Here is a 26783-nt window from a genome sequence, read left to right as displayed (position 1 = left end):
GGGATGAAGTCCGCACCCGCACCACGCCGTCGCACCTTATGGAGACGGCTGACCGCCGGCTCCGGCCTGCTGGCACTGCTCGCCACCGCGCTCGTGGGAGCCGGAACCTCCCCGGCCACCGCCGCACCGGCGGCCTGGACGCCGAAGCCGGCGCCCATGACGACGCCCTGGACCAACCAGGTCTCCGTCGACAATCCCCTCCCGGAATACCCGCGCCCCCAGCTCACGCGCCCCGACTGGGCCAATCTCAACGGCATCTGGGACTTCGCGGTGACCGGCCGCGACGCCGGACAGCCGGCGTCGTTCTCCGAGCAGATCAGGGTGCCGTTCGTCGCGGAGTCCTCGCTCTCGGGCATCAAGCGCAAGATCACCGAGAACGACAAACTCTGGTACAAGCGCGCGTTCACCGTTCCGTCCAGCTGGAACGGCCGCCGTGTCGTGCTCAACTTCGGCGCGTCCGACTGGCAGAGCACGGTATGGGTCAACGGCACCCAGGTCGGAGCGCACAAGGGCGGGTTCGACTCGTTCTCGTACGACATCACGCCCCAACTGAACGGCGGCTCGAACACGATCGTCGTCTCCGTCTACGACCCGACGCAGACCGGCGGCCAGGCCGTCGGCAAACAGCGCATCAACGACGTGAACCCGCACGCGGGCGGCGGCATCTTCTACACCGCCGCCTCCGGGATCTGGCAGACCGTGTGGCTGGAGCCCGTCGCCGCGTCGCACGTCACTCGCCTCGACATGACGCCGAACCTCGCCAACAGCACCCTCAGGGTCAAGGTCCAGGCGGCCTCGGCGAGCGGCCGGACCGCACGCGTCACCGTGTCGAGCGGTGGCAGCGTCGTGGGGACGGCGACCGGCGCACCCGGCGCCGAGATCTCCGTCTCCGTGCCGAACCCGCGGCTGTGGAGCCCGGACGACCCGTTCCTCTACGACGTGCGCGCCGAACTCCTCGACGGCGCGTCCGTGGTGGACACGGTGGGCAGCTACGCGGGCATGCGGTCCATTGCCGTCGCGAAGGTCGACAACATCCTGCGCCCCGTCCTCAACGGGAAGTTCGTCTTCCAGACCGGCACGCTCGACCAGGGTTACTGGCCGGACGGGATCTACACCGCTCCCACGGACGCCGCGCTGAAGTCCGATCTGCAGGCGCACAAGGACCTCGGCTTCAACATGGTCCGCAAGCACATCAAGGTCGAACCGCAGCGCTGGTTCTACTGGGCGGACAAGCTGGGCCTGCTCGTCTGGCAGGACATGCCCGCGATGGACACCGGCAAGACCCCCGACGGCGCGGCCCGCACCCAGTGGGAGGCGGAGTACCACGCGGTCATCGACCAGCACCGCAGCTCGCCGTCCCTGGTCATGTGGGTCAACCAGAACGAGGGCTGGGGCCAGTACGACCAGGCGCGGATCGCGAACGAGGTCAAGGCGTACGACCCGTCCCGCCTGGTCAACAACATGAGCGGGGTCAACTGCTGCGGCTCCGTGGACGGCGGCAACGGCGACGTCGTCGACAACCACATCTACGTCGGCCCCGGCAACACGGCGCCCACCGCGACCCGGGCCGCCGTCCTCGGCGAGTTCGGCGGGCTGGGCTGGAAGGTCCCGGGCCACGAGTGGTACCCGGGCGGCGGCTTCAGCTACGAGGACCAGGCGAGCGTCGCCGCCCTGAACAACCGCTTCGTGGGACTTCTCGACAGCATCCGTGTGGGGCAGCTCCCGGCCGGGCTCTCGGCCTCCGTCTACACGGAGATCACCGACGTCGAGAACGAGGCGAACGGGCTGCTCACCTACGACCGCCAGGTGGTCAAGGTCGACACCGCCCGGGTGAAGGCCGCCAACCAGGCCCTCATCCAGGCGTCGAGGACGCCCGCCCCGCCGGTCACCCTGCCCACCGGGCAGTACAAGTCGCTCCGGGTCACCACTCCGGGGCACACGAACAAGTACCTGCGTCACTACGACGCGCTGGCCTTCACCGAGGTGGTGGACGGCGGCAGCGCGGCCGTGCTCAAGAGCGACGCCACCTGGAAGATCGTCACGGGTCTGGCGAACAGCAACTGCTACTCCTTCGAGTCACGCAACTACCCGGGCGAGTACCTGCGCCACCGGGACTTCCGGGTGCGGCGTGACGCGAGCGACGGCTCGGCCCTCTTCAAGGCCGACGCCACGTGGTGCGCGCTCTCGGGCACGGGCGGCGTGAGGTTCTCCAGCGTCAACCTCCCGGGCAGCTATCTGCGCCACATCGGCTCCGAGGTCTGGCTGGCCACCCCTGGCGGCGGTCACGCCTGGGACAACGCGGCCACGTTCACCGAGGACACGACCTGGTCGGTGGACGCCCCCTGGGCGCCGTGAGGTGAGTCCGGAGCCCGGCCCCGGTCCCCTCTCGGGCCGGGGCCGGGCTCCGGAGTGTCAGGCCTCCCCCATCACCAGGCCCTCGATGGTGTGCTTCTGGACGATGGGGGTCAGCTCGTCCACGACCGGGCAGTGCAGATGCGCCCGGACGCGTTCTGGCAGGGAGGCCCTGAACGCGGCGGTCACCGCCATGTCGTGGTGTGCGTCGTTGCCGGCGCCCGGGGCGTCGACCCCCAGCACCAGCACCGGCCGGGCGTCGGCCGAGCGGTTGGCGGTCCCCCGGTGGATCGTCAGGGCCGACCGGGCCGAGATGTCCCCCCGCTGCGGGTACTTGCGCTCGGCGAGCCCCTCGTAGCGCGGGTAGGTGTCGCGGGGCGGGAACATCCCGTGGCCGAAGCGGGGGTCGTCGTCCCACTGGGTGCCCGGTGCGATCTCGAACGGGCCCATGTCCTCACGCGTGTCGACGGCGGTGAGGTTGAAGGCGAGCGAGGTCAGACGGCGTTCGCCGCGGGTGGCGTCCGGCATGGGGAAGTCCCGGTGCCAGGGCTGGTTCACGGCCCCCGCGAACGGTATGTCGAAGCCCAGCTCCACGATGCGGTAGTCGGGGCCGAGCACGGCCTCGCACACTCCTCGGACCCACGGGTGGTCGACCAGCTCGACGAAGCCCCGCAGCTGCTCCGGGTGGATCTCGACGTAGTACCTGTGGGGGCCCCGGCCGACCGCACCGCCCTCACGGCCGCGCGCTTCCGCGAACGCGGCCTCCACGTCCTCACGCATCAGGTCGGCCCACTGCGGGGTGAAGGCCTCCCTGCGGGCCGTGATGCCGTCCCCGTACAGGTCATGGACGGCGGCCTCCAGATACGGGGCGAGGGCTCCGGTGGGTGCGCTTCCGGGCATGGCGACGGTCCCTTCGTCGTGTCGGCTGGGGTGACGACAGGCCACGCGACGAGGGGAGTCCCTCGCCCGCCGGCCTGCCTGCCTGAGCCCATTTTGCAACGTTGCAATCAACGTGGCAAGGGTATCGGCGCACCGGGCTGCCACGCGGCTGTTACGGTGCACAGCGCGGAGGGAGCGGTCGGCCGACCACCCCGCGCGCGAGGACGGGAGCGCACCGGCTGTGGCAGCGAGACTCAAGGACGTCGCGGCACTGGCCGGCGTGTCCGTGCGGACCGTCTCCAATGTCGTGAGCAACGCCGCGGCCGTCGCCCCGGCGACCCGCAGCCGCGTCATGGCCGCGGTGGAGGAGCTGGGGTACCGCCCCAACCTCGCCGCGCGCAATCTCCGTCAGGGGCGCACGGGCCTCGTCGGAGTCGCCGTGCCGGAGATCCACTCGCCGTATTTCGGCAGGCTGACCGGCCTGCTCATCGACGCGGCCCAGCGGCGCGGCTGGACCGTGCTCCTGGAGCGGACGGGTGGACAGGCGGCGCTGGAGCGGCGGCTGCTGGACGGGTCGGAGGGCCACCAGGTCGACGGGATGATCATCAGCCCGTGGTCGACGCCTCCGGCCGAGCTGGCCGCGCTCTCCGGCGGCCTGCCGCTGGTGGTCCTGGGAGAACTGGAGCCGGAGGGGTCCATCGACCACGTGGCGCTGGACAACGTGGCCGCCGCACGCGAAGCCGCCCATCATCTGGTCGCCACCGGGCGCCGGCGTGTCGCCGCGATCGGCCTCCAGTCGCGGCTGGGGCACGGGACGGCCGAACTGCGCGCCGAGGGCTTCCGCCGGGGACTGCGCGAGGCGGGCGGTCTCCGGCCGGTGGCCGAGGTGGAGGTCGCCGACCTGCACCGCGCGGAGGGGGCCCGGGCCCTGCGTGAACTGCTGCGGCTGCCCGAACGCCCCGACGCCGTCTTCTGCTTCAGTGACGAACTCGCCCTCGGCGCCCTGCGCGTGGCGGCGGAGGAAGGGGTACGGGTGCCCGACGACCTGGCCCTTATGGGGTTCGACGACATCGAGGACGGCAGGTTCGCCGCTCCCTCCCTCACCACGGTCTCCCCGGACACGGAGCAGATCGCCGAGCGCGCCGTGCAGTGTCTGAGCGAGCGCGTCCTCGGCCGGCTGGACGCGCTGCCCGCCCGCCGGATCGTGGTCCCGCACCGCCTGCTGGTCAGGGAGAGCACCGGCGGCGCCGCCACCCCCGTGTGACGTGTGCGCGCCCTTCCCGGCGGAAGGGCGCGCACACGCGGAGCTCCCGGCAGTGCGGCGTGCGCTGCACACTGCCGGGAGCGGCTCTGCGGGGCGGTGGGCCCTACGGCTGCTCGCCGTCGTGGAGTGCGGTCACCTCCTGGTCGGTGAGCGCCTTGTCGTACACCTTCACCTGGTCGACCGAACCGTTCCAGAAGTCGACGTTGCCGCCCGACCACTTGGCGCGGCCCACGGACAGGGACCCGGTGCTCACGTCGGCGGTTCCGGCTGCCGCCGTGGAGGCGAGCCTGCCGTCGACGTAGAGCTTGATCTCGTCACCGCTGCGGACGCCGACGAGGTGGTACCAGTGGCCGAGTTCGGGCGTGATCTCCAGCCGGGCGCGGTGGGCGCCGGGCGTGGAGAAGGCGAACGCGCCCTGTCCGTACTGCAGGTAGAACGGGTTCTCCTGACGCCGGCCGTCCTGGCTGACGACGGTGGCGTAGTTGCCGGGGAGCGCGTCGAGCGACGCCCACGCGGAGACCGTGTAGTCGCCGGTGGTGTCGACGACCGGGCCGGCCGTCTGCGCGTACTGGCCCTTGCCGTCGAACTTCAGCGCCGAGCCGTGCACTCCCGGCGTCCAGGACGCGCCCTCGGAGAGGGTGAGGTCCTTGTGGTTCGGACCGCTGTCGGCGGCCTTCGTGCCCGTGTTCTCGTCGAGGGACCAGGAGCCGCCGCCCTTGATCTCGTCGCGCTCACCCGCGGCGGCGCCGGCCGCGATGACCTCCTCGTTGATCTTCCGCACCTTGGCGGCATCGACCTTGATCTCGCGGCGGTCGTACGTCCAGAGCCCGTTCAGCTCGTTCTCCAGGTCGGTCACCTGGGTGTAGATCGAACCGGAGAGCTCCGCGCGGGCCGCGTCCAGGTAGTACGTGCGGGTGTTGTCGACGTACTTGGCGGTCAGGGCGTCCTTGTCGGCCACGCCGCTGTAGATCGCGGTGGGGGCGCCCGGCCACATGTTGCCCGGCATCCTCAGGGTGAACCCGCCGTGCTCGCCGTCCATCGCGGCGCGCTTCTCGTCCGGGAACGCGGGATCGGTGTTGTTGTAGTCGTGGTGGTCGATGATGTCGCCCTTGCCGGAGTCACCCTTGGAGTTGCAGCAGTTGACTCCGCTGTGGGCGTTGACGACGCGCGACGGGTCGGCGGCCTGCACCTTCTCGGTGATCTTGCCGGTCTCGGTGCGGTCCCACTCGCCCCAGCCCTCGTTGAAGACGATCCAGGCGCCGATCGAGGGGTAGTTGTGCAGCTGCTCCATCATCTCGGCACCCTGGTCGAGGAAGGCCTTCTGGCCCTTCTCGCCGGTGATGTTGCCGGAGACGAAGTCCTGCCACACCAGGAGACCGAGCTGGTCGGCGTGGTAGTACCAGCGGGCGGGCTCGACCTTGATGTGCTTGCGCACGGAGTTGAAGCCCAGGTCCTTCTGCGCCTTCAGGTCGAAGACCAGGGCCTTGTCGCTGGGTGCGGTGTTCAGACCGTCGGGGTAGAAGCCCTGGTCGAGCTGGGCCAGGGAGAAGAACGGCTTCCCGTTCAGGACCAGCTTCTGGTAGCCGCCGACCTCGGCGACACCGAAGGAGCGCATACCGAAGTAGCTGTCGACGGTGTCCTTGGATCGGCCGTCCTTGAGGGTGACCTCCAGGTCGTACAGGTACGGGTCGTCCGGCGTCCACAGGTGCTGCTTGGCCACCGGGAGGCTCAGCTCGCCGTTGGCCGGGCCGGTGACGGTGCCGACGACCTTGCCCTTCCTGTCCCGGGCGACGGCCGTGACCTGGGCGGACTTCGACGCCTTCGCGGAGTTGACCGTGAGGGCGAGCCGGCCCTTGTCGATGTCGGGGGTGGTCTTCAGGGAGTCGACGGCCGCGGAGGCCACGGGCTCCATCCAGACGGTCTGCCAGATGCCGGAGGAGGCGGTGTAGAAGATGCCGCTCGGGTTCGCGGACTGCTTGCCGGTGGGCTGGTCGGCCCCGGTGGTGTCGGTGACCGCGACCACGATCTCCTGCGGGCCGCTGCCCTTGAGGGCGTCGGTGATGTCCGCGCTGAAGGCGGTGTAGCCGCCGGTGTGCTCGGCCACCTGCTTGCCGTTGACCCAGACCCGCGCCTGGTAGTCGACGGCACCGAAGTTGAGCTTCAGTCGCTCGTCGCCGCCGTGCTTGCCGACGGCCCAGTTCTTGGGCACGGTGACGAGCTTGCGGTAGAACATGTGGTCTTCGTGACGCTCGAGGCCGGAGAGCTGGGACTCGACGGGGTAGGGCACCGTGATGCGCTCGTCGAGCGACTTGCCGAAGGCCGGCATCTCACCGGCGGTGGCTCCGGCGAACTCCCACTGGCCGTTGAGGTTCTTCCAGTCGTCGCGCACCTGCTGGGGCCGGGGGTACTCGGGCAGCGGGTTCTTGCGGTCGACCTTGTCACCCCACGGGGTGGTGAGGCGGTGCGTGGAGAGGTTCTTGGCCCTGCGGCTGATCTCCGGGACGGTCTCGTCGCCGTTCTTCAGGCCGCCCTCGCCGTCGTACGCGATACGGGTCTGCTGGCCCTTCTGGACGGCCGCGCCCAGCGTGACGACCAGCGCGTTGCGGTTGCCGGAGGCCCTGGCGACCGACTTCACGGGCATCGGCGTCGTGTCCGCCTCGACGGTCAGGTGGTCCTTCACGTCCTTGATGCCGCTGACCTCGTGGTCGAAGGTCGCCTGCACCTTGAGGCCGTTCTCCGCGACGCTCAGGGCGACCGGGTACACCTCGAAGTCGGCCGGCGGGGTGAACGCGGACTCGGGCACGATCTGCTTGGCGAGCGTCGCGCTCGACCAGCGCAGGAACATGTTGGCCCCGCCGACGTCCTGGAACATCTCCAGCCGGAAGGTGTGCTGCTCACCGGCCTTGAGAGCGACCGGCGCGCTCGTCTGCTCCTTGTCCCAGTCCCCGACCCAGTGGTCGATGACGGGCTTGTCGTCGATGAAGAGCCGGAAGCCGTTGTCGCCGATGGCGGAGAAGGTGTAGTCGCCGGTCTCGGGAGCCGCGATCTGCCCCGTCCAGCGGGCGGTGGTGTGCTCGGTCTTCCCGGTGGCCGACTCGAACGCCCCGGTCAGGCCGGGGAAGTTGATCTCCGGGTCGAGCGAGGTCGCGCCGAGTACGGCGAAGTCACGGGCACCGGGCGCGGACATGGCGAAGTACTCGCCCTTGAGTCCGTGCGGCTCCGTGGACGGGTCGTCCTTCACGAACGCCGAGGCCGTGGCCGCCCCTTCGGCCGGACCGGCGGCGGGGGCGGCGGTCGCTGCGGCGGGTACCAGGACGGCCCCGGCGGGAAGGAGCAGGGCGGCCGTACAGGCGAGCGTTCTGAACAGCGTGCGGGGGCGGGCTAGTTGTCGTATCAAGGCGTCGTCCTCGTCGAAGAAGCCGAGTGCTCCGAACCGCGAAGCACTGCACATAGTCGAACATTGAGCCACAGCCTCAAACACCTGACAACGGTCGTGCACACACAATTTTCAACGATATAAAAATCACTCCCCCCTCACGGGCCACCACAGGGTGGCGGCACGAGCCGAGCGGCGTACGACTGCTCACCGGGGTCCGGGTCAAGGTCCGTCACCGTGCCACCGGGGCGGATCCTCAGGTCATGGCGCCCCCTCGGCGCTCGAAAGGACCGCGGGCCGCAGGGCGCGCAGCCCTCTCCGGGTGACCGGCCGGGCCTCCGCCCAGGACCTCCCGCCCGGACGACCGCACCCTCTCACCGCGTCGATGTACGGATGTGTCGTATCCGCCGCCGGGGCGCCGGGGCCATCGCACCCCGGGCCGCACTTCTTCGCCGCGGGCGCCGGGCGGTCACATGGACGCGGCGGGCGCGGCGGACGCTGAACTCGCCTCAGCAGGCCGGAGGTTCCACAAGAGGGGAATTCCGGCCCATGACTGACTCTCCCTCAGTTACCGCCTGGGGCCCAGAGGCTGCCGCCCTGCTTCGCGGGTTCCGTCGCCGTCCGCCCGCGCCCCGCACCCACCGCGTGCGCCGCGGCGTGGAGGGAGCGCAGGGCGAGCAGGAGGAAACCGATGTCGTCGAGGTAGACGGGGTCCGGCAGGAGATCGACGGGCGACACGGTGTAGATCACCGCGGCCCAGACGAGAGCCTTGTTGCGCAAGGGGATTCCCGCGTCGATGAGCAGCCTCCTGGCCCTGATCACACGCACCAGGAGCACAGCGGCGACCCCTGCCACGAGGAGCAGGACGAGCGCGCCGACGACGAACCAGACCGAGGTGTCCATGGCTCATCGTCTCCCACGGAGCGGGCCGGAGCCCGCAGGCCTCATCCGGCACTCCTGGCGTGGCGACGGGCACGACGGCGCTTCAGCGCACGCCGCTCGTTCTCGTCCATGCCTCCCCATACGCCCGCGTCCTGCGCGAATTCCAGGGCCCAGTCCAGGCACTGTTCGCGCACCGGGCAGGTACCGCAGACCGCCTTGGCCTCCTCGGCCTGGACGAGCGCGGGACCACTGCTGCCGATCGGGAAGAAAAGGTCGGGGTCCTCGTCGCGGCACGCCGCGTGCATGCGCCAGTTGTCCATCTCTCCCACTCCTCTTCGAGGCGACTTCCGAGTCGCTCCTGTGGTTCCGTACTGTGCGCGTGACCGGCTTCAGGCGATCGAAACCCGGAAAACCGCGGGGTTCAGGCGTTCGAGGCCGTCCCCGGGTGCGTCGGGCGGGGGAACCCCTGGGTACGGGGCCGCAGCACAGGCACCGTCCGGACGGATGCGGCACTCCGGGACACCGGCCGGGCCGTCGAGGACGTACGCCCCGGGCCCGGAGCCGCGCGGGCACGACGCGGTCTCGACCGGGGGTCAGCGCTCGCGCCGCAGCGGCAGGTACCGCCGCCGCGGCGACGTGGCCGACCCCCTACAGACTCTTCGCCGATTACGTACTATTTAGACATTCCGTCGCTTGCAAAGCATGCACTTTGCACGGAGAGTACAAACATGTCGGAAATAGTCACGTGCGCACGGCTGACTCCGGAGGACACGAGCAGACGTGGCGCACACACCTGGTGGATTCCCCGTCTCCCCCGGGGCGTCCCGGAGGCCAGGCACCGCGTGCAGAAGACCATGCGGAACTGGGGAGAACCCGATGATCGCATCGAGACGGCGGCCTTGGTGGTGACCGAGCTGGTCACGAACGCGGTGCAGCACACCGCGGGGCGGCGTGTCCGATGCCGCCTGCTGCGCTCGCCCGGCGGAGTCCGCATCTGCGTGTGGAACCGGAGGCGGCGGCACATCGCGGCCCTGCCGCACCCCAGGAACCCCGCCAGGATCTCCCACGCGACCCGTGCCCCGGTCCCGCGCCGCCCGGAGCCCCACCGCGTGGCGGGCGACCGGCCCCGTCCGGTGGTCGGCCCCGTCGAGGGGCCGGGCCCGGTGGCCTTCACCGGCCCGGACGGCACCGGCGGGCCCGACGGGGGTTTCGAGCTCGCGTCGGTGGCGGAGGACGGCCGGGGGCTCATGCTCGTGGACGCACTGGCCACACGCTGGGGAACCCGCAGCAGTCTCTCCGGCCGGCTGGTCTGGGCCGACCTCTGACGCACACCTCCACGTGGAGCCGGCCCCCGGACGACGCCGGACCCCAGCCGCACGGCCGTCCTGTCACGCGGGCGGTTCAGGCGGGCGCGACCCGGCACTCCGGGTGACCCCAGCCACCGGGGTTCTTCGCGATCATGTCCTTGGCCGCGTACGGCTTTCCGCAGTGGCACCGGCCCGCGAACCTGGCCCTGATCGTCGACCCGCCGGAGCGTGACCGGCCCGCGGCCCCGCCTGCGGACGCCGTCCCGCCACCCCTGACCTTCGTCGAACGGGCCGGAGCGGGCACCGGAGGGCCGGCCGCGCCGTACGCCGTTCCCGCTGCCTGCTGCGACACCGCGGCCTCGCTCGCGGCCTGGTCGGCGACCGCGTTGAGCGGGTCGCCGTCCACCTGGTGCGCCGGGACGTAGCGGAAACTCACACTGCGCCCGCCGAGCAGTTCGTCGATGCCGACGACCAGCTCGCGGTTCGCCACGGGCTTGCCGGCGGACGTCTTCCAGCCGTTGCGCTTCCACCCCGGCAACCACTTGGTCACCGCGTTCATCGCGTACTGCGAGTCCATGCGCACCTCGACGGGCACCGCCGGATCGGTCGATCTCAGCAGCTCCAGCAGGGCGGTGAGCTCGGCGACGTTGTTGGTGGCGGTGCCCAGCGGCCCCGCTTCCCACCGCTGAGGGGTGCCCTGGGCATCGGCCACGACCCATGCCCAGGCGGCAGGTCCCGGATTGCCCTTCGATGCCCCGTCACACGCGGCGATGATGCGCTCGTCCATGCCCTTGATCATGCCAGCCCGGCGGCTCAGGGCACGATCGAGTCGACGTATCCGCCGTCCACCCGCACCGCCGCGCCCGTGGTGGCCGAGGCCTGGGGCGAGCTGAGGTAGACGACGAGGTTCGCGATCTCCTCGGGTTCGATGAGGCGCCGCAGCAGGGACTGGGGGCGGTACAGGCGCATGAACTCGCGCTGGGCCTCGTCCCACGGGAGATCCCCGCCCACGAGTTCGTGGACGAAGTCCTCGACCCCGCCGGTGTGCGTGGGCCCGGCGATCACCGAGTTCACGGTCACTCCCGTGCCCGCGGCCTCCTTGGCGAAGCCGCGGGAGACGGCGAGCAGCGCGGTCTTCGACACCCCGTAGTGGATCATCTCGGCGGGAATGACGATCGCGGAGTCGCTCGCGATGTTCTGCACCCGGCCCCACCCCCGTCCGGTCATGCCCGGCAGGTAGTGGCGGATCAGGCGTACGGCGCTCAGGACGTTCGTGTCGAAGTAGGTGCGCCATTCCTCGTCGGTGATCTCCAGCGGCGGCCGGGAGCCGAAGATGCCGAGGTTGTTGACGAGGACGTCCGTGGCGGGCACCGCGTCGAGGAGTTCCGCCGCTCCGCGCTCGGAGGCGAGGTCGCAGGCGACCGTGAGGACATCGGCGTCCGGCTCACCGCTCCGCAGGACCCCGGCTGCCGCCTCCAGCCGCTCCCCGCTGCGGCCGGTCAGGACGACCCGCGCTCCGGCGGCGGCGAGCCCGGTGGCGATGGCGAGCCCGATGCCCTGGGAGGAGCCGGTCACGACCGCCGTCCTGCCGTCAAGAGCGATACGCATGGTGCGATCCCTTCGTCCCGTGTCCGCGGTGGCCACGTCGTGTCCACCCTGGCACTCCGGGACGGGGACGTTCGGCAGGACACGGCGTGGGCGCCGCGCCGCGCCGCGTCCCGGCGGCCCCGCCCGGCAGGCCGGAACGGCGCACCGGGAGGGCCCGACGCGCGGGGCCCCGGCCGGAGGGAAACCGGCCGGGGCCCCGTCGCGTACGTCAGAGAACGCCGGACGCGGAGACGGCGATCGCGGCCTTCGTGGTGCCGTTCGGGGTGCCGTAGGACTCGATCTTGCGGACGAGCTCCATGCTGGTCTCGTCGGCGACCTCGCCGAACACCACGTGCTTGCCGTCCAGCCACGGGGTGAGGACGGTCGTGATGAAGAACTGCGAGCCGTTGGTGTTCGGGCCGGCGTTGGCCATCGAGAGCAGACCCGGCTTGTTGTGCTTCAGGGTGAAGTTCTCGTCGGCGAACTTCTCGCCGTAGATGCTCTTGCCACCCGTGCCGTTGCCGCGGGTGAAGTCGCCGCCCTGGAGCATGAAGTCCGGGATGACACGGTGGAAGGGCGAACCGGCGTAGCCGTAGCCGTGCTCACCGGTGGCCAGCGCGCGGAAGTTCTCCGCGGTCTTGGGTGCAACGTCGTCGAACAGGTTGAACACGATCCGCCCGGCGGGCTCGTCGTTGATGGTGATGTCGAAATACGCCTTGATGGTCATGAGTCCATCCTGACATCACCGGCGGCCCTCCGTTGCACAGACCCCGCCCGACGCGGCTCGGGGCGCGCGGGCGGCCCGCACGAGTGCGGCGCACCACGGGCTCGATCCGTGGTGCGCCGCATCGGTGTCATTCAGGGGAGACGCCGCATCCCCCTACGGGTGTCGGTCAGCGGTTGCCGCGGGGGCCGCCGCCGTGGTTGTTGCCCCCGTTGTGGCCGTTGTTGTGGCCGCCCTGGTGGCCGTTGTTGTTACCGCCGTGGTGACCGTTGCTGCCGCCGTGGCCGTTGTTGTGGCCGCCGTGGTGACGACCCCAGGACTCGGAGTCGATCTTGCGGCCGCGGTTGTCGCGGAGCGTCGCGGTGTCCCGGCTGTCCCACACGTAGTTGCGACGGTCCTGGTAGACGTCTCGAGCGGTGTCGCGCCCCACTCCGGTGTGGACCCGGACGGAGGAACGGCCCGGGAGCCGCAGGTCGAACCGGTACGTGCGGTTGCTCTCGTCGCTCAGCGTCCAGCCGCGGAGGTTGACGGAGTGGCGTCCGGTGTTCGTGACGGTGACCCACTCGGCGTTCAGGCTGCGGTTGGAGCCGTTGTCGCGGCCGGGGCTGTCGTACTGGATCGCTCCGAGGACGACCGCCGAGCGCTGCCCCGGCCGGTGGTGGCCGTGGTCCCGGCCATCGGCCGAGGCCGGCAGGGCCGCTGCGGCGAGCAGGGCACCGGAGGCGAGAACGGTGGCGGTGATCCGTCGTGCGGAACGGGACATGGAAACCCCTCATCATGCAGGCCCGGTACGAAGGTGCCGGGCGTTTTCCGACCCCGGCGTCGGTGCCGGGAACGCAAACTTTGTCCGGCTTTCGCGGTGGCCGAAAGGTGCCCTGGTTCGTGTGACAAAGTGCGGACATTTCTGTCACACACGACTGCACTCGGCACGGATTCCACCGGTCGTAGACCTGTCAACCGTTGATCGCTGCACCGACCCGTTCCGGACGCCGATCACCTGGTCATGGCGCCCCGTTCGCACCCGGCCCGCTCCCCCGGGCGCCCTTGCCTGCTCAGGGCCGTCGCGTGTAACAAAAGCGACAGCGCTTTCCTGGACAAAGGTTCCATTACCGCCTGGAAAGGAGTTCGCGCGTTCGAGCCCTCAGAACCCAGCGGGACGGGGCGAGGCGGGCGCGCTGTCCGCCGTTGACGACCAGCGCGCTCACGGGCGCCAGGGGATCCAGGGCCATGGACCTGGCCAGGAGCACGCCGGCGGCCAGCGGGAGCAGGGTCACGGCCAGTGCCGTGCCGGCTGTGGTGAGGGTCCGGATGCGGGGGCGCGTCGGCGCTGCGGGGGCCATGCCCCCATTCGACCAGCGGGAGCAACGGCCGGGATCGGGTGACGTACTCAGACGCACCCGTCCCCGCTACTCAGCCGGCCGGCCGGATGCGGTGCGCGGTCCGGCCGGCTACCCGCGGGCGCTCCGGCTACCCGCGGATGCTCCGACTCCCCGCGGACGCTCCGGCTACTCCGGGTCGGCGGACGGACCCCAGTGGGAGAACCGGGGCAGCCACTTCACCCGGTAGTCGGGGTGCCCCGCGTGCTCCGCGGCCATCTGCCGGACGACGAAACCGAGACCGACGGCCCGGCCCGAGGTGAAGTCCTGGGCCGGACGGTCGGTGTCCATCGCCGCGATCTCCTCGTACTCGTCCAGGAGGACCCTGGTCGTCTCGATGCGGCGCAGGGTGTGCGCGGGGTCCTGATAGGCGATGTGACGGTCGTACCCGCGCGACCGCACGACGAACGCGATACCGCTGGTGCGGTCGTGCACCTCGCCCGGTGCCTCGGCCGGTGTACGCCAGCCGTCGCCGCCCGCTTCCCGCGCGATGCGTTCCTCATCCGCGAGGCGCGCCCGCACGAAGACCAACAGGTCCGAGTTCTCTGCCATCTTGCTTCCGCATCCTTCTCCGTCACAGACCGCGACGCGCGCACACGCTCCGCCGCGGACCCGTTCTGCCCGACCAGCAGAGGATGCCTCACCCGTACCCCGCGGGCGCACTCGGCACCGGGCGGGTTCCGCATGACGGGCGTCACGGCGGACGGTCCGCCGCCCGGCGTCAGCGGGAAGAAGCGCGCCGCGCCGCCATGAGCAGCGCGATGTCGTCGGGGCGGTCGTCGTCCTGCCGGGCCTGCGCGATGACGAGGTCCGCGGCTTCGGTGAGCGGCAGGTGACCCGCTTCGGCCAGGGTGCCGCGCAGCCGCCCGATGCCCTCGTCGATGTCCGCCCCCGCCCTCTCCACGAGACCGTCCGTGAACAGCGCGACGACGGCACCGTCGCCGAGCGTCAGTTCCGTGACCGGGTACGACGCCTCCGGGTCGACCCCGAGGACCACGCCGCCGGCGAGGTCGAGGACCTCGGTCCTGCCGTCGGCGTGCCGCACCACCGGCTGGGGGTGCCCGGCGCGTACGGCGCGCACCAGACCGTTCGCGGGGTCGAGCAGCACGTAGCAGCAGCTGGCGAACTGGCCCGGGTCGAGGCCGATGAGGAGGTGGTTGGTGGCGCTCATCGTCTCCTGCGGGTCGTGCCCGGTGAGGGCGAAGGCCCTGACGGCGCTGCGCAGTTGTCCCATGGTCGCGGCCGCCGCGACACCGTGGCCCTGGACGTCACCGATGACCAGGGCGAGCCCGTCGCGGGTCTCGATGACGTCGTACCAGTCACCGCCGACCTCGATGTCCTGGGTGCCCGAGAGGTACCGCCCGACCGTGTCCACGCCGTCGACGACCGGGAGGCGGTGCGGCAGCAGCGCGTCCTGGAGCCCGCGAGCGAGGGCGGCCTCCGTGTCGTAGCGCTGCGCACGCTGGAGTGCCTGGGCGATGAGCCCGGCCAGCGCCGTCAGGACGGTGCGCTCCTCCGGATTGAAACCGCGGGGCTGGTCGAAGCCGAGGATGCACGAGCCGACGGGGCGGCCGGAGGCGATGAGCGGCAGGAAGACGCGTGCCCCGACGCCGGCGTCCATGGGTATGCCCGGATAGGCCTCGGCCAGCTGCTCCATGGACTCGAAGAACATGGGCCGGCCGCCGGTGAGTGTCTCCACGCCCGGGAGGTGGGCGTCGAGACCGACTCCGTCGAACTCGTCGAGGAAGCCCTGGGGAAATCCCGTCTCCGAGGCGAGGTGGAGGCGTCCTTCGTGCTGGAGGTAGATCGCGAGCTGCCTGCCGCCGAAGGCGGGCAGCAGTTCCTCGGTGACCACGGCCGAGACCTGCCGGGCGGTCACGGCCTCGGTGAGGGCGATGGCCAGCGCGACCGGCCGGTAGAGCACGGCGGAGTGGTCCACCGCCGACCCGAGCTCCGTGTCCCGGGCCGGGCCGGCCGCCGGCTCGGGCACTCGGTCGGGGCTCCCCGAGGGACCGAAGGTGACGGTGACCCCGTCGTGGTCGGGGAACATCGCCACGGACAGCCACTGCCTCGGGGTCCGCCGGGCGAGGAAGTGGACGGGGTCGTCGGAGAAGAGGGCGGCCCGGTGGTGGTCCTCGTACGCGGGGTCCGCCAGCCAGGGAAGCACGGCGAGCAGATCCCGGCCGACCAGCTCGGCCCGGTCGTGACCGAGGATCCTCTCCGCGGGGGCGTTGACGTAGGTGATCCGCCCCAGCCGGTCGTGGCAGAGCATGCCGCGCGGGATGCGGTCCGCCGCGTCGGGGACGACATGGCAGGCACCGGGGTCGAGCACGACTCCGGTGAGGCGGCCGGACGGGCCGTCGCCCGCCCCGTGCCCGGACAGTTCGACGAGCAGCGGCCGTCCGTCCGGGCACCAGAGCCGCATCCGGCGCACGTGCGGCCCCGCCGGCTCCGCCGCCCCGGCGCCGAGCGTCCACAGCCCGTGCACGTCCTCCGGCAGCAGCCGGGCCGTCAGCGCCTCCATGGTGCGGGCGGGCGGATCGGCCGGGGCGTGGCCGAGCAGCTCTCGCGCTGCGGCGTCCGCGGTGACCTCTCCGCTGCCGAAGTCCCAGTCGAAGTGCCCGACCCGCAGCGGCCGGGCCTTGCCCGCGGGAAGTCGTACGAGCAGGGGCGGCCTGTCCCACCGGGCGGGCTCGTCGAGCGCGGCGAGGTCGGCGCCGAGCCCGGCCGCGAGGCTTTCCATACGCCGGCGGTCGTCCCCGCCGACGGGAACGCCCCTGGTGGCATAGCGCAGGACGACGAGAACGCCCACCGGTGTGCTGCCGATCGAGAACGGAGCGTAGAGCGATCCGAAGGGGAAGGGCAGTCCCGCCATCAGCTGCGGGAACCGGCGCATGGCCTCGTCGGCGTCACCGATGTACACGGGCCGGCCCGTCCGGTAGGCCTCCGCCACCGGGAAGGGCCGGTTGATGTGCATGCGCCACCAGGGCCGCAGCAGCGGGCCCGGCAGCCCTCCGAGGACGGCCATCAGGAGGAGGCCGGGAGTCCTGGAGCGCAGGTAGACGCCGCCCGCGTACCCCCCGACCGCGTCGACGGCGCTCACCACGGCCCGGGCGAGCACCAGCGGCAGGCCGTCGGGCGTTCCGCCGTCATCGGGACTCCAGGTCACACAGCCAGCATGCGCATCCGTGCGCGGGCGCGCATGTCAACGCCCGCGCGTACCGGTCAGCCCGCCGCGGGCACGGTGGGCGCGGTACCCGCCGACCCGCACACCGACGCGGCTGCCAGCGAGGCGTAGGACAGCATGTCCCGCAGCCGCTCCGGTCCCGGGTCCGCCGTGAAGGGGCCGTGGGCGCCCATCCTGCTGAGGAGGCCCGCCGTGAAGGCGTCGCCCGCCCCGATGGTGTCGACGACGTCCACGGGCGTCGCCGCCACCGAGACGGGCGGCCCCGTCGCGGTGTAGGCCGTGCTTCCTCGGGCGCCCCTGGTCAGGACCACCAGCCGGCCGCCGGCCGCCAGCCCGCGGCAGGTCTCGGCCGGGTCGACGCCGGGCCAGAGCCGCTCCAGGTCCTCGTCGCTGGCCTTCACCACGTGCGCGAGGGCGCACAGCTCGCGCAGGGACTCGGCGCCGTCGTCCGTGCCCAGGGTGCGGTCCCGGCGGACGTTGGGGTCCACGACCAGGAGGGAGTGCAGGGCGGCGGCGGCCGCTGTCGCGCGTACGGCTGTCGCCGCGGGCTCCACTACCGCGGCGAGCCCGCCCGCGTAGACGGCGCCGAAGCAGCCGGCCCGCGCGGACAGGTCCGGCAGCCGGAACGTCGCCGTGTCCTGGAGGTGGAAGTGGTAACCCGTGCCGTCGGCCCCCGGCTCGGCCACGGCCAGGGCCGTGGGCAGCCCGGAGCGCGCGCACAGCGTGACGTCGGCTCCCGCTTCCCGCAGCCGTGCCTCGATCGTGCGGGCGAAGCCGTCGCCGCCCAGGCCGCCCGCGAAGACGGCCGGGGTCCCCAGCCGGGCGAGCCCGACGGCGACGTTCGCCGGGGCGCCGCCGAAGCGGGCGGCCCGCGTCGCGCCGTCGCCGTCCACGGGCACGAGGTCGATGAGCGCCTCCCCCAGCACCAGGACGGCGTCGGGTCCGCCCGTCACGGCTCGACCACGATCTTGCGGCCGATGCCCGCCTTGAAGCGGTCGAGGGCCTGCGGGTAGCGGTCGAGCGGCAGGCGGTCGCTGATGAAGACCGACGGGTCCAGGACACCGGAGGCGAAGAGCGCGGCGGCGCGTTCGTAACTGTGCAGGACTGCCATCGACCCGGTGATGGTGATCTCCTGGTTGTAGATCCGGTACGGCTCGATGACCGCCGTGGTCGCGTAGTCGGCGACTCCGAACTGGAGGAAGGTCCCGCCCTTCGCCACCCGGCCCAGGCCGTCCTGGATGGCCGCGGCGTTGCCGGTGGCGTCGATGACGACGTCCCAGCCGGCGGGCCGGTCCAGCTCGTCGGCCCGGGCCGCCGACCGGCTGCAGCCGAGGAGCCCGGCCGTGGCGAGGCGCTCGGGGTTGACGTCGAGGACGTCCACCCCGGCCGCTCCGGTGCGCTTGGCGAGCTCCAGCATCATCAGGCCCATGGTCCCGGAGCCGTAGATCAGCACCTCGGCCCCGAGCGTGCTGCTCAGCACGTCGTACCCGCGCACGGCGCAGGACAGCGGTTCGATCAGGGCCGCGTCCTTGACGTCGATGTGCTCGGGCAGCCTGACGCAGTTGGCGACGGGGGCCACGGCGTACTCGGCGGCGCCCCCCGGCACGGTGACGCCGATGGCCGCCCAGCGTTCGCAGAGGTTGCCGCGTCCGTTGCGGCAGTACCGGCACTCGTGGCAGTGCAGGGAGGGGTCGACGGCGACCCGGTCCCCGACGGTGAGTTCCGTGACGTCGCGTCCGACACCGACGACCTCCCCGGCGAACTCGTGGCCCGGGACGATGGGCAGGGTGGGCGCGAACTCGCCCTGCAGGATGTGGAGATCGGTGCCGCACAGACCGCACGAGGCGACGGACACGACGACGTCGCGCGGTCCGGGCGCCGGGTCCGGGACGGTGGTGACGGTGACCTTGCCGGGGGCTTCGACGATCGCTGCCCGCATTATTTCACTGCTCCGAGGGACAGGCCCTGGACGAGTTTGTCCTGGGCGGCGTAGCCGGCGGCGAGTACCGGCAGGGACACGACGACGGAGGCGGCACACAGCTGGGCGAGGAAGAGGCCCTGGCTGGTGACGAATCCGGTGAGGAAGACGGGCGCGGTCTGGGCGACGACACCGGTCAGCACCCGCGCGAAGAGCAGTTCGTTCCAGCTGAAGATGAAACAGATCAGAGCGGTCGCCGCGATGCCGGGCGCGGCCATGGGGGCGACCACCCGGGCCAGCACGGTCGGCAGCCGCGCGCCGTCCACCTGCGCCGCCTCGATGACCGACACGGGGACGTCCGCCAGGAAGGACTGCATCATCCAGACCGCGATCGGCAGGTTCATCGAGGTGTACAGCAGGACGAGGAGCCAGATGTTGTCCAGCATCCCGGCGTTCTTGGCGAACAGGTAGACGGGGAGCAGCCCCGCGACGACGGGCAGCATCTTCGTGGAGAGGAAGAAGAACATCACGTCCGTCCACTTGCGTACGCGCCGGATGGAGAGCGCGTACGCCGCCGGGAGCGCCAGCAGGAGCACCAGGACCGTGGAGAAGAAGGAGGCTCCGAGCGAGTTGAGCAGGGGCGGCCAGGGGGTGACGCCGGTGTCGGCGCCGAAGAAGGTCCGGTAGCCGTCGAGGGTGAGCGGTGCGAAGAGGGACGGCGGGTTGGTCGCCGCATCGGGCTCGGCGTGCAGTGAGGTGAGCAGCATCCACAGCGCCGGCAGGCAGAAGGCGAGCCCCGCCGCCCAGGCGAGCACACCGAGCGCGGTGGAGCGGCGTCGTGCCCGGCGCGCGGCGCGTGGTGCGGGCGGGACGGCGGGAGGGGTGGCAGTGGTCATGCGCGGTTCGCCTCCTCACTGAAGAGGGACGAGACGGTCCGCAGCGCGAAGGTGGCGATGATGATCGTGCCGATCACCACGACGACTCCGGCCGCGGACGCCAGTCCGTATTCGTGGGCCTGGTAGAAGGTCTGGTAGATCGTGTACGGGAGGTTGGCCGTGCCGAGCCCGCCCGCGGTGATCGTGAACACCGCGTCGAAGTTCTGCACGATGTACACGGCGCCGAGCAGGACGCCGAGTTCGAGGTACCTGCGCAGGTGGGGCAGCGTCAGGTAGCGGAACGTCTGCCAGGCGCCCGCCCCGTCGAGGCGCGCGGCCTCGACGACCTCGGCGGGCCGGCTCTGCAGCCCGGCGAGGAGGATCAGCATCATGAACGGCGTCCACTGCCAGACGAGCGCGGCGACGACCGCGAGCATCGGCATGTCGGCGATCCAGTCCGGCCGGGCCGGGTCGGTGTCGCCGAAGAGCTCGCCGATCCCGCTCAGGGTGCCGTTGAGGAGGCCGTACTCCGGGTTGTACAGCGCGTGCTTCCACAGCAGCGCCGCGGAGACCGGGACGATCAGGAACGGTGTGATGAGCAGGGTCCTGACGATGCCGCGGCCGAGGAACGCGCGGTCCAGCAGGAGGGCGAGCGCCAGCCCGAGCGCCACGGTGGCGATGACGACGCCCGCGGTGAGCAGGACGGTGTTGAGGACGGACTCGCGGAGTGCGGCGTCGGTGAAGACGGACGCGTAGTTGTCGAGCCCGTTGAAGGCGCGTTTGTCGGGGCTGAGGGAGTTCCAGTCGAAGAGGGAGATCACGAGGGTCGCCACGAAGGGCAGTTGCGTGACGGCGATCAGGAACACCAGGGCGGGCAGCAGCGGGGCCCTGGTGGCCCAGGCCCGCGCGCCGGTCCGCCCGGTGCGGGCGGGGACGGGTGGCCGGGGTGGTGACTGCGGTGTGGTGCCGACTGCTGTGGTCATCGGTACTCCTTGGCGACCTGTTCGGCCAGCTTCTGGGAGGTGGCCAGAGCCGTGTCGACGGACTGGCGGCCTGCGATGGCGGCGCTGATCTCCTGTGCCACCCGGGTGCCGAGGTCGGTGAACTCGGGGATGCCGACGAACTGGATGCCGGGAACGGGCCGTGGCTGAGTGCCGGGGTTCTTCGGATCGGCGCGGGAGATGGCCTGCTCCGTGACGTCCGCGAAGGCGCCCGCGGCCTCGCGGTAGGCGGGGTTCTCGTAGGTGGAGGCCCGCTTGCCGGCGGGTACGTCGGCCCATCCGCTGGTCTCGCCGACGAGCTCCTCGTACTCCTTGCCGGAGGCCCAGGAGACGAACTTCCAGGCGTCGTCCGACTTCTTGGACGCCTTCTGGATGCCCCAGGCCCACGTGTAGAGCCATCCCGAGCTCCTGGTGCGCTCGACCGGCGCCGGCACGTAGCCGATCTTCCCCTTGACCGGGGAGTCCGCCGCCTCCAGCGAGCCGGCGCCCGCGGTGGCGTCGTACCACATGGCGGTCTTGCCCTGGGTCATGTTGTTGAGGCACTCGGCGTACCCGGACTGGGAGGCGCCGCGCTCGCCGTGCTTGCGCACGAGGTCCACGTAGAAGCGGGTCGCCTTCTTGAACTCCGGTGAGGTGAGCCGTGGTTCCCAGTCCTCGGTGAACCAGGTCCCGCCCATGGTGTTGACGACGGTGGTCAGCGGCGCGACGAGCTCGCCCCAGCCGGGCAGCCCGCGCAGGCAGATGCCCTTCATCCCGCGCTCGGCGCCGTCCGCCCGCGCGGCGAGTCCGGCCACCTGCTCCCAGGTGGGGTCGGGGGGCATCGTCAGGCCCTTCGCCTCGAAGACGTCCTTGCGGTACATGAGGAAGGACGACTCTCCGTAGAAGGGCTGGGCGTAGAGCCTGCCCTCGGCGGTGAGCGAGTCCCGCAGCGGTTCGAGGATGTCGTCCTGGTCGAAGGCGGTGTCCCGCTCGGCGTAGGTGTCGAGCGGGTGCAGCCAGTCGTTCTTCGCGAAGAAGGGCACCTCGAAGTTGCTGATGGTTCCCACGTCGTACTGGCCGGCCTGGTTGGAGAAGTCCTGGCTGATCTTGTCGCGGACGTCGTTCTCGGGGAGCACGGTGAAGTGGACCTTGATGCCGGTCTCCTCGGTGAAGTGCTCCGCGGTGAGTTTCTGCAGCTGGACCATCTGCGGGTTGTTCACCATGAGTACGTTCAGTGCGTCACCCCCTCCGAAGGCGGTGCCGCCCGCTCCGGCGCACCCCGCGGCGAGGAGTGCCATGGCTGCCGTGCCCGCGAACGCACGCGCGCGGGCCCCACGGCGCCGTTGCTGATGGGGCATGAGTTCTCCTGATCGGTCGTAGCGGCTCGTACATCGATGGCTGTGGCCGCCCGGTCGCCCCGGGCGGTTCCGGGCACGGCGGGACAGCCCTCCGGCCTTCCGGCGAAGGCGGGGACGATCGTGCGGTGCGGGTGGCGGGGCCGCGCCCCGCCGGCTGTCAGACGCGGATGACGTTCGGGCCGAGGAGGGAGTAGCGCTGGGCCTCGGCGGACGGCAGGCCGGTGTCGGTGATGACGGCCTCGAAGTCGCCGACGCCCGCGAAGCGGCAGAAGCTGACCGCCCCGAACTTCGTGTGGACCCCGGCGAAGACGCGACGGCGGGCACTGCGCATGGCCTGCGCCTTGACCTCGCTGACGGCCGGGTCCGGGGTGGTCAGTCCGTACTGGCGGGAGATGCCGTTCGCACCGACGTAGGCGAGGTCGATGACGAAGTCGGCGAGCATGCGTGTGGCCCAGTGGTCGACGGTCGCCATGGTGCCGCCCCGCACGCGTCCGCCGAGGAGGAGTACGGCGGTCTTCTCGGTGTCAGCGAGGACCGTCGCGACGGCGAGTGAGGCGGTGATGACGGTCAACTGCCGGTCCTTCGGCAGGGCTTCGGCGATCAGCTGAGGAGTGAAGCCCTCGTCCACGAAGACCGTCTCCGCGTCGCCCAGCAGTTCGGCGGCGGCCGTCGCGATCCTGGACTTCTGCGGCACGTGATGCGTGGTGCGCATGGCCAGCGTGGTCTCGAAACCGGCGCTCTCCACCGGGTAGGCACCGCCGTGCGTGCGGCGTACGAGGCCGTGCTCCTCGAGGGTGTGCAGGTCGCGCCTGACGGTCTCCCTGGCCACCTGGAACCGCTCGGCGAGCAGGTTCACCTCGACCGCACCCTCCTCCCGGGCCGTCTCGAGAATTGCTCGTCGGCGTTCCTCGGTGCCCACGCCACCATCCTTGCGCTCGGTGCGGAAACTGCGTGTGCCCGGAGTCCGTTCGGGCCCACGCATTGTTTGTACAAGCAGGAACGGCTGTTCGACCAGCTTCTTCGCGAAGAGAGCTGTGCCCGTTCGTGCCCGTTCCGCGCGGCCGACAGGCCCTGGTGGCCCGGTATACGGCCCTCGCCGGGTCGGCGGGGGACGTCCGCTTCGGCGGGAACGCCGCCCGTTTCGCGCCCGGCGACGGTCATGGGAGGGACGCGGTCGTTAGCACAGCATCACGAGATCACAGGCAGAACGACGTGAAAATGTCTCATTACAGGCTTCAGTGTGTGATTCCGGCCAATGATGCGCGTTTTGTGGGGCTTCGGACAACCGGGGCGGCGGATGCCGTCTCTCACCGGCAAAGCGATTCCATCGGCCCCACGGGGCACCCGGACATCGGAGAACGATGAGCATCAGAACCCCCCGCACCCGCCTGTGGCGTCCGGCGGTCGCCGCCGCCGCCGCGATCACGGTGACCGCCGGCGTCGTCGCCGCGGCCCCCGACGGCAGGAAGGCCGGTCCGGCGCCGCGGCTCGGCCTGGTCGCCGCCTCGACGTCGGTGACGCTCGACTCGTGGAAGGAGGAGCCAGGCGTCTACCTGGACCTCGGCACCTATCTCACCGCGGCGGGCGGCCCGTTCGAACTGCGGGTCACCCGCAAGGGCTACAACGATCCGGTCGTCGCCGCACAAGTCGTCCACGAGGGGAACAAGACCCGGACGAAGGTCCTGCCCAAGGGTGTGGTGAAGGACTTCACCGGGCTCACGGACTTCATCCGGATCACGGTCCGGGACGCCACCGGCAAGACCGTCGTGACCCGCACGGAGTCGTTCTGCCCGAACAACGCGTCGGGCCGCATCCGTCCGGACGCGCCCGCGCGGTCGAAGTACCCCGAGAGCTGTCCCACGAACCCGTTCACGCTCGGCTCGGTGTGGGGCGTCGAGGACGGCTGGGCCGCCAACACCTACGCCGGCTACTACGGGAAGCCCGTCCTGATCCCGGCCGGGACGTACACCGCCGAGGTGGCCGTGACCAAGCGCTACCGCGATCTGTTCAAGATCGCCGACAAGCCGCAGAAGGTACGTCTCACCGTCCGTGAGCGCAGCTTCGAGGAGGAGAACCCGACCGCCCCCGCCGCCGGAGCACACGGCGCCGCGCACATGGACCACACCGGCCACTCCGGCCCGGCCCCGGCACGCACACCCGCCCCGGTGGCCCCGACCACCGGGGCGGGCCCCTCGTACAACGTGGGCCACGGCCCCTTCCCGCCCGCTCCCCCCGCCGTGCCCTGGGCCGTGAAGCGCCAGGGCCTCAGGGCCGCCGCCGGCGACGGCCCGGGCCACACGGACGGCTCCCGCCGGGCACCCGCGGCACGGCCCGAGGCCGCGCGTCCGACCGGCAGGGCGACGGTCCCGAACGTGCCCAAGCCCGACCTCCGCTCGCTGCCCGCCTACGGCATCACCATCGGCGGAGGTGACCCCGCGGCCCCGGGCCGGGACTACCTGGCGTTCAGCGCGAACGTCTGGAACGCCGGCCCGGCCCAGCTCGTGGTCGACGGCTTCCGCAAGCCGGGCAAGGAGCTGATGGACGCCTACCAGTACTTCTACGACGCCAAGGGCAAGCAGGTCGGGTACGCGCCGACCGGCACCATGGAGTGGGACCCCCGGCCCGGCCACATGCACTGGCACTTCACCGACTTCGCGAGCTACCGGCTCCTGAAGGCGGACAGGAAGGAGACCGTGCGCAGCGGCAAGGAGGCCTTCTGCCTGGCCAACACGGACGCCGTCGACTACACGGTGAAGAACGCCAACTGGCATCCGGGCAACACCGATCTCTCCACCGCGTGCGGCCAGGAGAACTCCATCTCCGTCCGGGAGGTGCTCGACATCGGGTCCGGTGACACCTACACCCAGGACCTGCCCGGCCAGTCCTTCGACATCACCGGCCTGGCGAACGGCACGTACTACATCCAGGTACTGGCGAATCCCGAGAAGCGGCTCAAGGAGACGAACCTGGCCAACAACAGCGCACTGCGCAAGGTGGTCCTGGGCGGCAGGCCCGGGGCGCGCACGGTGACCGTGCCCGCGCACGGCCTGGTCGGGGGCAACTGACCGTCCGACGGCAGGCTCCGGGAACGCTCCCCGGGGCCTGCCGTCCCGCGCCAATGTGTGCCGCTGGCAGCGGAGTTGCTGTGGCAGACTTCGCAGGTGGAGCGGTTCACCCATCTGCAACGGAGCGCGTCATGACGACCGGGATACCTCAGCCCCCCATCGACACCAGCAGGCCCCACTCGGCGCGTGTCTACGACTCACTGCTGGGCGGCAAAGACAACTACCCGGTGGACCAGGCGGTGGCCGAACAGCTGCCGCCCGAGGCGAAGGCCGGAGCGTTCCAGAACCGTGCCTTCATGAACCGCGCGACGGCCTGGCTGGCCGCTGAGGGCGTCGACCAGTTCCTCGACATCGGCACGGGCATCCCGACCGCGCCGAACCTGCACCAGATCGCCCAGGAGATCAGGCCCGACGCCCGGGTCGTCTACTGCGACAACGACCCGATCGTGCTGCGGCACGCGGAGGCCCTCCTGGTCAGCAGCCCGGAGGGTGCGACGGACTACGTCCACGCGGACGTGCTCGAACCAGCGACCATCATCGAGGCGGCCCGGAAGGTCCTCGACTTCGACCGGCCCATCGCCCTCTCGCTGCTGGGACTTCTCCACTTCCTGCCCGACGACCTCGACCCCGTGGGGATCGTGCGCACCCTGACGGCGTCGCTGAGCCCGGGCAGCTTCGTGGTCCTGTCCCAGGGTGCGTCGGACGTGAACCCCGAGCGGGGCGAGCAGGGCAGGGCGGAGTACGGCAAGGGCGGCATCCGGCTCGCCCTGCGCACCCGCGAGGAGTTCGAGCGGTTCTTCGAGGGGCTGGACGTCGTCGAGCCGGGGCTGGTGACGGCCCCCGAGTGGTTCCGCGGAACGCCGGCCCCCGACCCCGAGATGAGCGGCGTGTACGTCGCGGTGGCCCGTATCCCGTAACCGTCCGGAAGGAACGTCCCATGACCGAAGGCCGGCACCATCCCGCAGCAGAGGCGTTCGACGCCATCGGCGCCGACTACGAGACGGCCTTCGCCGGCTCGCGGGCCCACCACGCCTCCCTGGAGCGGCTGCTGGGGCAGCTGGCTCCGCACAGCCGGATCCTGGACGTCGGCAGCGGCACGGGCCGGCCGACCGCCCGGACACTGGCCGCGGCCGGGCACGAGGTGCTGGGCGTCGACGTGTCCGCGGTCATGGTGGACCTGGCGTCGCGCCGGGTCCCGGACGCCACGTTCCGCCACGCCGACATCCGCGAGGTACCGCTGGAAGAGGCCGGATTCGACGCGGTGTGCGTCTACTTCTCGCTCCTGCAGATGTCACGGGACGACCAGCGTTCCCTGGTCCGGCGGCTCGCCGGGGCGCTCCGGCCCGGCGGCCGGCTGGTGCTGGCCACGGTCCCGCTGGACGTCGAGGGGGTGGACGCCGTCTTCATGGGCCAGGAGGTCCGCGTGACCAGCTTCGGCCCGGACGGATGCCGGGCGCTGGTGACCGGTGCCGGGCTCACCGTCACGCAGGAGCACGACGCGGTGTTCACGCCCGCCCATCCCGGAGCCGTGCCCGAGCCGCACCTCTATCTCGACTGCGTGCGGGAGCCGGTGTGACGACATCTCCACTGCGTGCGGGAGCCGGTGTGACGACCTGCCGGGCATCGCGCTGCCGGTACAAGCCATCGCACGGC

The 26783-nt window shown here is 71.3% G+C and carries 23 protein-coding genes; 6 read left to right on the top strand and 17 right to left on the bottom strand.

Translation table 11 applies throughout. The annotated features are described in order from the left end of the window. Nucleotides 1–3: 3 nt before the first annotated feature. Nucleotides 4–2355, top strand: a complete 2352-nt coding sequence (locus tag ACFYY2_RS08235; RefSeq protein ID WP_388738732.1) for an AbfB domain-containing protein — start codon at nucleotides 4–6, stop codon at nucleotides 2353–2355. 57 nt (nucleotides 2356–2412) lie between these two features. Here ACFYY2_RS08235 and ACFYY2_RS08230 read toward each other — a convergent pair whose 3' ends face one another. After that, complete coding sequence (locus tag ACFYY2_RS08230; RefSeq protein WP_388738730.1) at nucleotides 2413–3252, bottom strand: phytanoyl-CoA dioxygenase family protein; 840 nt, start codon at nucleotides 3250–3252, stop codon at nucleotides 2413–2415. Nucleotides 3253–3472: 220 nt separating this feature from the next. Here ACFYY2_RS08230 and ACFYY2_RS08225 point away from each other — a divergent pair, with 220 nt between their 5' ends. After that, nucleotides 3473–4495: a LacI family DNA-binding transcriptional regulator gene (locus ACFYY2_RS08225; protein ID WP_388738727.1), complete on the top strand. Its 1023-nt coding sequence runs from the start codon at nucleotides 3473–3475 to the stop codon at nucleotides 4493–4495. Nucleotides 4496–4598: 103 nt separating this feature from the next. Here ACFYY2_RS08225 and ACFYY2_RS08220 read toward each other — a convergent pair whose 3' ends face one another. From ACFYY2_RS08220 to ACFYY2_RS08210, 3 genes are all read right to left on the bottom strand, one after another. Further along, a complete protein-coding gene (locus tag ACFYY2_RS08220) occupies nucleotides 4599–7946 on the bottom strand; it encodes a LamG-like jellyroll fold domain-containing protein (RefSeq protein ID WP_388738725.1) in 3348 nt (1115 codons plus the stop codon). Between the two features lie 489 nt (nucleotides 7947–8435). Continuing rightward, complete coding sequence (locus ACFYY2_RS08215; protein WP_388738722.1) at nucleotides 8436–8774, bottom strand: YkvA family protein; 339 nt, start codon at nucleotides 8772–8774, stop codon at nucleotides 8436–8438. Nucleotides 8775–8815: 41 nt separating this feature from the next. Next, a complete protein-coding gene (locus ACFYY2_RS08210) occupies nucleotides 8816–9073 on the bottom strand; it encodes a WhiB family transcriptional regulator (RefSeq protein WP_388738720.1) in 258 nt (85 codons plus the stop codon). 480 nt (nucleotides 9074–9553) lie between these two features. On the opposite strand from ACFYY2_RS08210, the gene ACFYY2_RS08205 reads away from it, so the two are divergent. After that, nucleotides 9554–10078, top strand: coding sequence for an ATP-binding protein (locus tag ACFYY2_RS08205; RefSeq protein ID WP_388740023.1), 525 nt, complete (start codon nucleotides 9554–9556; stop codon nucleotides 10076–10078). Nucleotides 10079–10154: 76 nt separating this feature from the next. Here the strand turns inward: ACFYY2_RS08205 and ACFYY2_RS08200 are convergent, their stop codons facing one another. The 13 genes from ACFYY2_RS08200 to ACFYY2_RS08140 form a co-directional block, all read right to left on the bottom strand. Further along, complete coding sequence (locus ACFYY2_RS08200) at nucleotides 10155–10847, bottom strand: RNase H family protein (protein ID WP_388738717.1); 693 nt, start codon at nucleotides 10845–10847, stop codon at nucleotides 10155–10157. Between the two features lie 26 nt (nucleotides 10848–10873). Continuing rightward, nucleotides 10874–11668 carry an SDR family NAD(P)-dependent oxidoreductase gene (locus ACFYY2_RS08195; RefSeq protein ID WP_388738715.1) on the bottom strand — a complete coding sequence of 265 codons (795 nt, stop codon included), beginning with the start codon at nucleotides 11666–11668 and terminating at the stop codon, nucleotides 10874–10876. 208 nt (nucleotides 11669–11876) lie between these two features. Beyond that, nucleotides 11877–12374: a peptidylprolyl isomerase gene (locus ACFYY2_RS08190; RefSeq protein WP_388738712.1), complete on the bottom strand. Its 498-nt coding sequence runs from the start codon at nucleotides 12372–12374 to the stop codon at nucleotides 11877–11879. Nucleotides 12375–12540: 166 nt separating this feature from the next. Next, on the bottom strand, nucleotides 12541–13134 hold the full coding sequence (locus ACFYY2_RS08185) for a lamin tail domain-containing protein (protein WP_388738709.1): 594 nt from the start codon (nucleotides 13132–13134) through the stop codon (nucleotides 12541–12543). A 343-nt stretch (nucleotides 13135–13477) separates the two neighbouring features. Next, nucleotides 13478–13711: a hypothetical protein gene (locus tag ACFYY2_RS08180; RefSeq protein WP_388738707.1), complete on the bottom strand. Its 234-nt coding sequence runs from the start codon at nucleotides 13709–13711 to the stop codon at nucleotides 13478–13480. Nucleotides 13712–13876: 165 nt separating this feature from the next. Beyond that, nucleotides 13877–14299, bottom strand: a complete 423-nt coding sequence (locus tag ACFYY2_RS08175; protein WP_388738705.1) for a DUF6221 family protein — start codon at nucleotides 14297–14299, stop codon at nucleotides 13877–13879. 169 nt (nucleotides 14300–14468) lie between these two features. Further along, nucleotides 14469–16850: a SpoIIE family protein phosphatase gene (locus ACFYY2_RS08170; RefSeq protein WP_388740020.1), complete on the bottom strand. Its 2382-nt coding sequence runs from the start codon at nucleotides 16848–16850 to the stop codon at nucleotides 14469–14471. Between the two features lie 122 nt (nucleotides 16851–16972). Next, the gene (locus ACFYY2_RS08165) at nucleotides 16973–17887 is read right to left on the bottom strand and encodes a PfkB family carbohydrate kinase (RefSeq protein WP_388738703.1); all 915 of its coding nucleotides are present in this window, start codon (nucleotides 17885–17887) and stop codon (nucleotides 16973–16975) included. Continuing rightward, nucleotides 17884–18873 carry a zinc-dependent alcohol dehydrogenase family protein gene (locus ACFYY2_RS08160; protein WP_388738700.1) on the bottom strand — a complete coding sequence of 330 codons (990 nt, stop codon included), beginning with the start codon at nucleotides 18871–18873 and terminating at the stop codon, nucleotides 17884–17886. Before ACFYY2_RS08160 ends, ACFYY2_RS08165 begins: the two co-directional genes overlap by 4 nt. Beyond that, nucleotides 18873–19748: a carbohydrate ABC transporter permease gene (locus tag ACFYY2_RS08155; RefSeq protein ID WP_388738698.1), complete on the bottom strand. Its 876-nt coding sequence runs from the start codon at nucleotides 19746–19748 to the stop codon at nucleotides 18873–18875. Before ACFYY2_RS08155 ends, ACFYY2_RS08160 begins: the two co-directional genes overlap by 1 nt. After that, complete coding sequence (locus ACFYY2_RS08150) at nucleotides 19745–20710, bottom strand: carbohydrate ABC transporter permease (RefSeq protein ID WP_388738696.1); 966 nt, start codon at nucleotides 20708–20710, stop codon at nucleotides 19745–19747. Before ACFYY2_RS08150 ends, ACFYY2_RS08155 begins: the two co-directional genes overlap by 4 nt. Next, nucleotides 20707–22065 carry an ABC transporter substrate-binding protein gene (locus ACFYY2_RS08145; protein ID WP_388738693.1) on the bottom strand — a complete coding sequence of 453 codons (1359 nt, stop codon included), beginning with the start codon at nucleotides 22063–22065 and terminating at the stop codon, nucleotides 20707–20709. The genes ACFYY2_RS08150 and ACFYY2_RS08145 overlap by 4 nt, the downstream gene beginning before the upstream one ends. A gap of 157 nt (nucleotides 22066–22222) precedes the next feature. Further along, complete coding sequence (locus ACFYY2_RS08140) at nucleotides 22223–22984, bottom strand: DeoR/GlpR family DNA-binding transcription regulator (RefSeq protein WP_388738691.1); 762 nt, start codon at nucleotides 22982–22984, stop codon at nucleotides 22223–22225. A 442-nt stretch (nucleotides 22985–23426) separates the two neighbouring features. Here ACFYY2_RS08140 and ACFYY2_RS08135 point away from each other — a divergent pair, with 442 nt between their 5' ends. The 3 genes from ACFYY2_RS08135 (at nucleotide 23427) to ACFYY2_RS08125 (ending at nucleotide 26706) form a co-directional block, all read left to right on the top strand. After that, nucleotides 23427–25130: a lysyl oxidase family protein gene (locus ACFYY2_RS08135; protein WP_388738689.1), complete on the top strand. Its 1704-nt coding sequence runs from the start codon at nucleotides 23427–23429 to the stop codon at nucleotides 25128–25130. Between the two features lie 131 nt (nucleotides 25131–25261). Further along, complete coding sequence (locus tag ACFYY2_RS08130) at nucleotides 25262–26047, top strand: SAM-dependent methyltransferase (RefSeq protein ID WP_388738687.1); 786 nt, start codon at nucleotides 25262–25264, stop codon at nucleotides 26045–26047. Between the two features lie 20 nt (nucleotides 26048–26067). After that, nucleotides 26068–26706 (top strand): class I SAM-dependent methyltransferase, encoded by a 639-nt coding sequence (locus tag ACFYY2_RS08125; protein WP_388738685.1) that lies wholly within the window; start codon nucleotides 26068–26070, stop codon nucleotides 26704–26706. The last annotated feature ends 77 nt before the right edge of the window (nucleotides 26707–26783 follow it).

This window comes from Streptomyces sp. NPDC001822, from assembly GCF_042892135.1.
GTDB lineage: Bacteria > Actinomycetota > Actinomycetes > Streptomycetales > Streptomycetaceae > Streptomyces.
The sequence above is the reverse complement of the archived record's forward strand: the minus strand, read 5'-3'. Positions and strand labels throughout refer to the sequence as shown.

Coding starts and splice junctions, on each gene's coding strand:
- ACFYY2_RS08235 (WP_388738732.1), top strand. CDS start 4: ATGAAGTCCGCACCCGCACCACGCCGTCGCACCTTATGGAGACGGCTG.
- ACFYY2_RS08230 (WP_388738730.1), bottom strand. CDS start 3,252: ATGCCCGGAAGCGCACCCACCGGAGCCCTCGCCCCGTATCTGGAGGCC.
- ACFYY2_RS08220 (WP_388738725.1), bottom strand. CDS start 7,946: ATGTGCAGTGCTTCGCGGTTCGGAGCACTCGGCTTCTTCGACGAGGAC.
- ACFYY2_RS08215 (WP_388738722.1), bottom strand. CDS start 8,774: ATGGACACCTCGGTCTGGTTCGTCGTCGGCGCGCTCGTCCTGCTCCTC.
- ACFYY2_RS08210 (WP_388738720.1), bottom strand. CDS start 9,073: ATGGACAACTGGCGCATGCACGCGGCGTGCCGCGACGAGGACCCCGAC.
- ACFYY2_RS08200 (WP_388738717.1), bottom strand. CDS start 10,847: ATGGACGAGCGCATCATCGCCGCGTGTGACGGGGCATCGAAGGGCAAT.
- ACFYY2_RS08195 (WP_388738715.1), bottom strand. CDS start 11,668: ATGCGTATCGCTCTTGACGGCAGGACGGCGGTCGTGACCGGCTCCTCC.
- ACFYY2_RS08190 (WP_388738712.1), bottom strand. CDS start 12,374: ATGACCATCAAGGCGTATTTCGACATCACCATCAACGACGAGCCCGCC.
- ACFYY2_RS08185 (WP_388738709.1), bottom strand. CDS start 13,134: ATGTCCCGTTCCGCACGACGGATCACCGCCACCGTTCTCGCCTCCGGT.
- ACFYY2_RS08180 (WP_388738707.1), bottom strand. CDS start 13,711: ATGGCCCCCGCAGCGCCGACGCGCCCCCGCATCCGGACCCTCACCACA.
- ACFYY2_RS08175 (WP_388738705.1), bottom strand. CDS start 14,299: ATGGCAGAGAACTCGGACCTGTTGGTCTTCGTGCGGGCGCGCCTCGCG.
- ACFYY2_RS08160 (WP_388738700.1), bottom strand. CDS start 18,873: ATGCGGGCAGCGATCGTCGAAGCCCCCGGCAAGGTCACCGTCACCACC.
- ACFYY2_RS08155 (WP_388738698.1), bottom strand. CDS start 19,748: ATGACCACTGCCACCCCTCCCGCCGTCCCGCCCGCACCACGCGCCGCG.
- ACFYY2_RS08150 (WP_388738696.1), bottom strand. CDS start 20,710: ATGACCACAGCAGTCGGCACCACACCGCAGTCACCACCCCGGCCACCC.
- ACFYY2_RS08145 (WP_388738693.1), bottom strand. CDS start 22,065: ATGCCCCATCAGCAACGGCGCCGTGGGGCCCGCGCGCGTGCGTTCGCG.
- ACFYY2_RS08135 (WP_388738689.1), top strand. CDS start 23,427: ATGAGCATCAGAACCCCCCGCACCCGCCTGTGGCGTCCGGCGGTCGCC.
- ACFYY2_RS08130 (WP_388738687.1), top strand. CDS start 25,262: ATGACGACCGGGATACCTCAGCCCCCCATCGACACCAGCAGGCCCCAC.
- ACFYY2_RS08125 (WP_388738685.1), top strand. CDS start 26,068: ATGACCGAAGGCCGGCACCATCCCGCAGCAGAGGCGTTCGACGCCATC.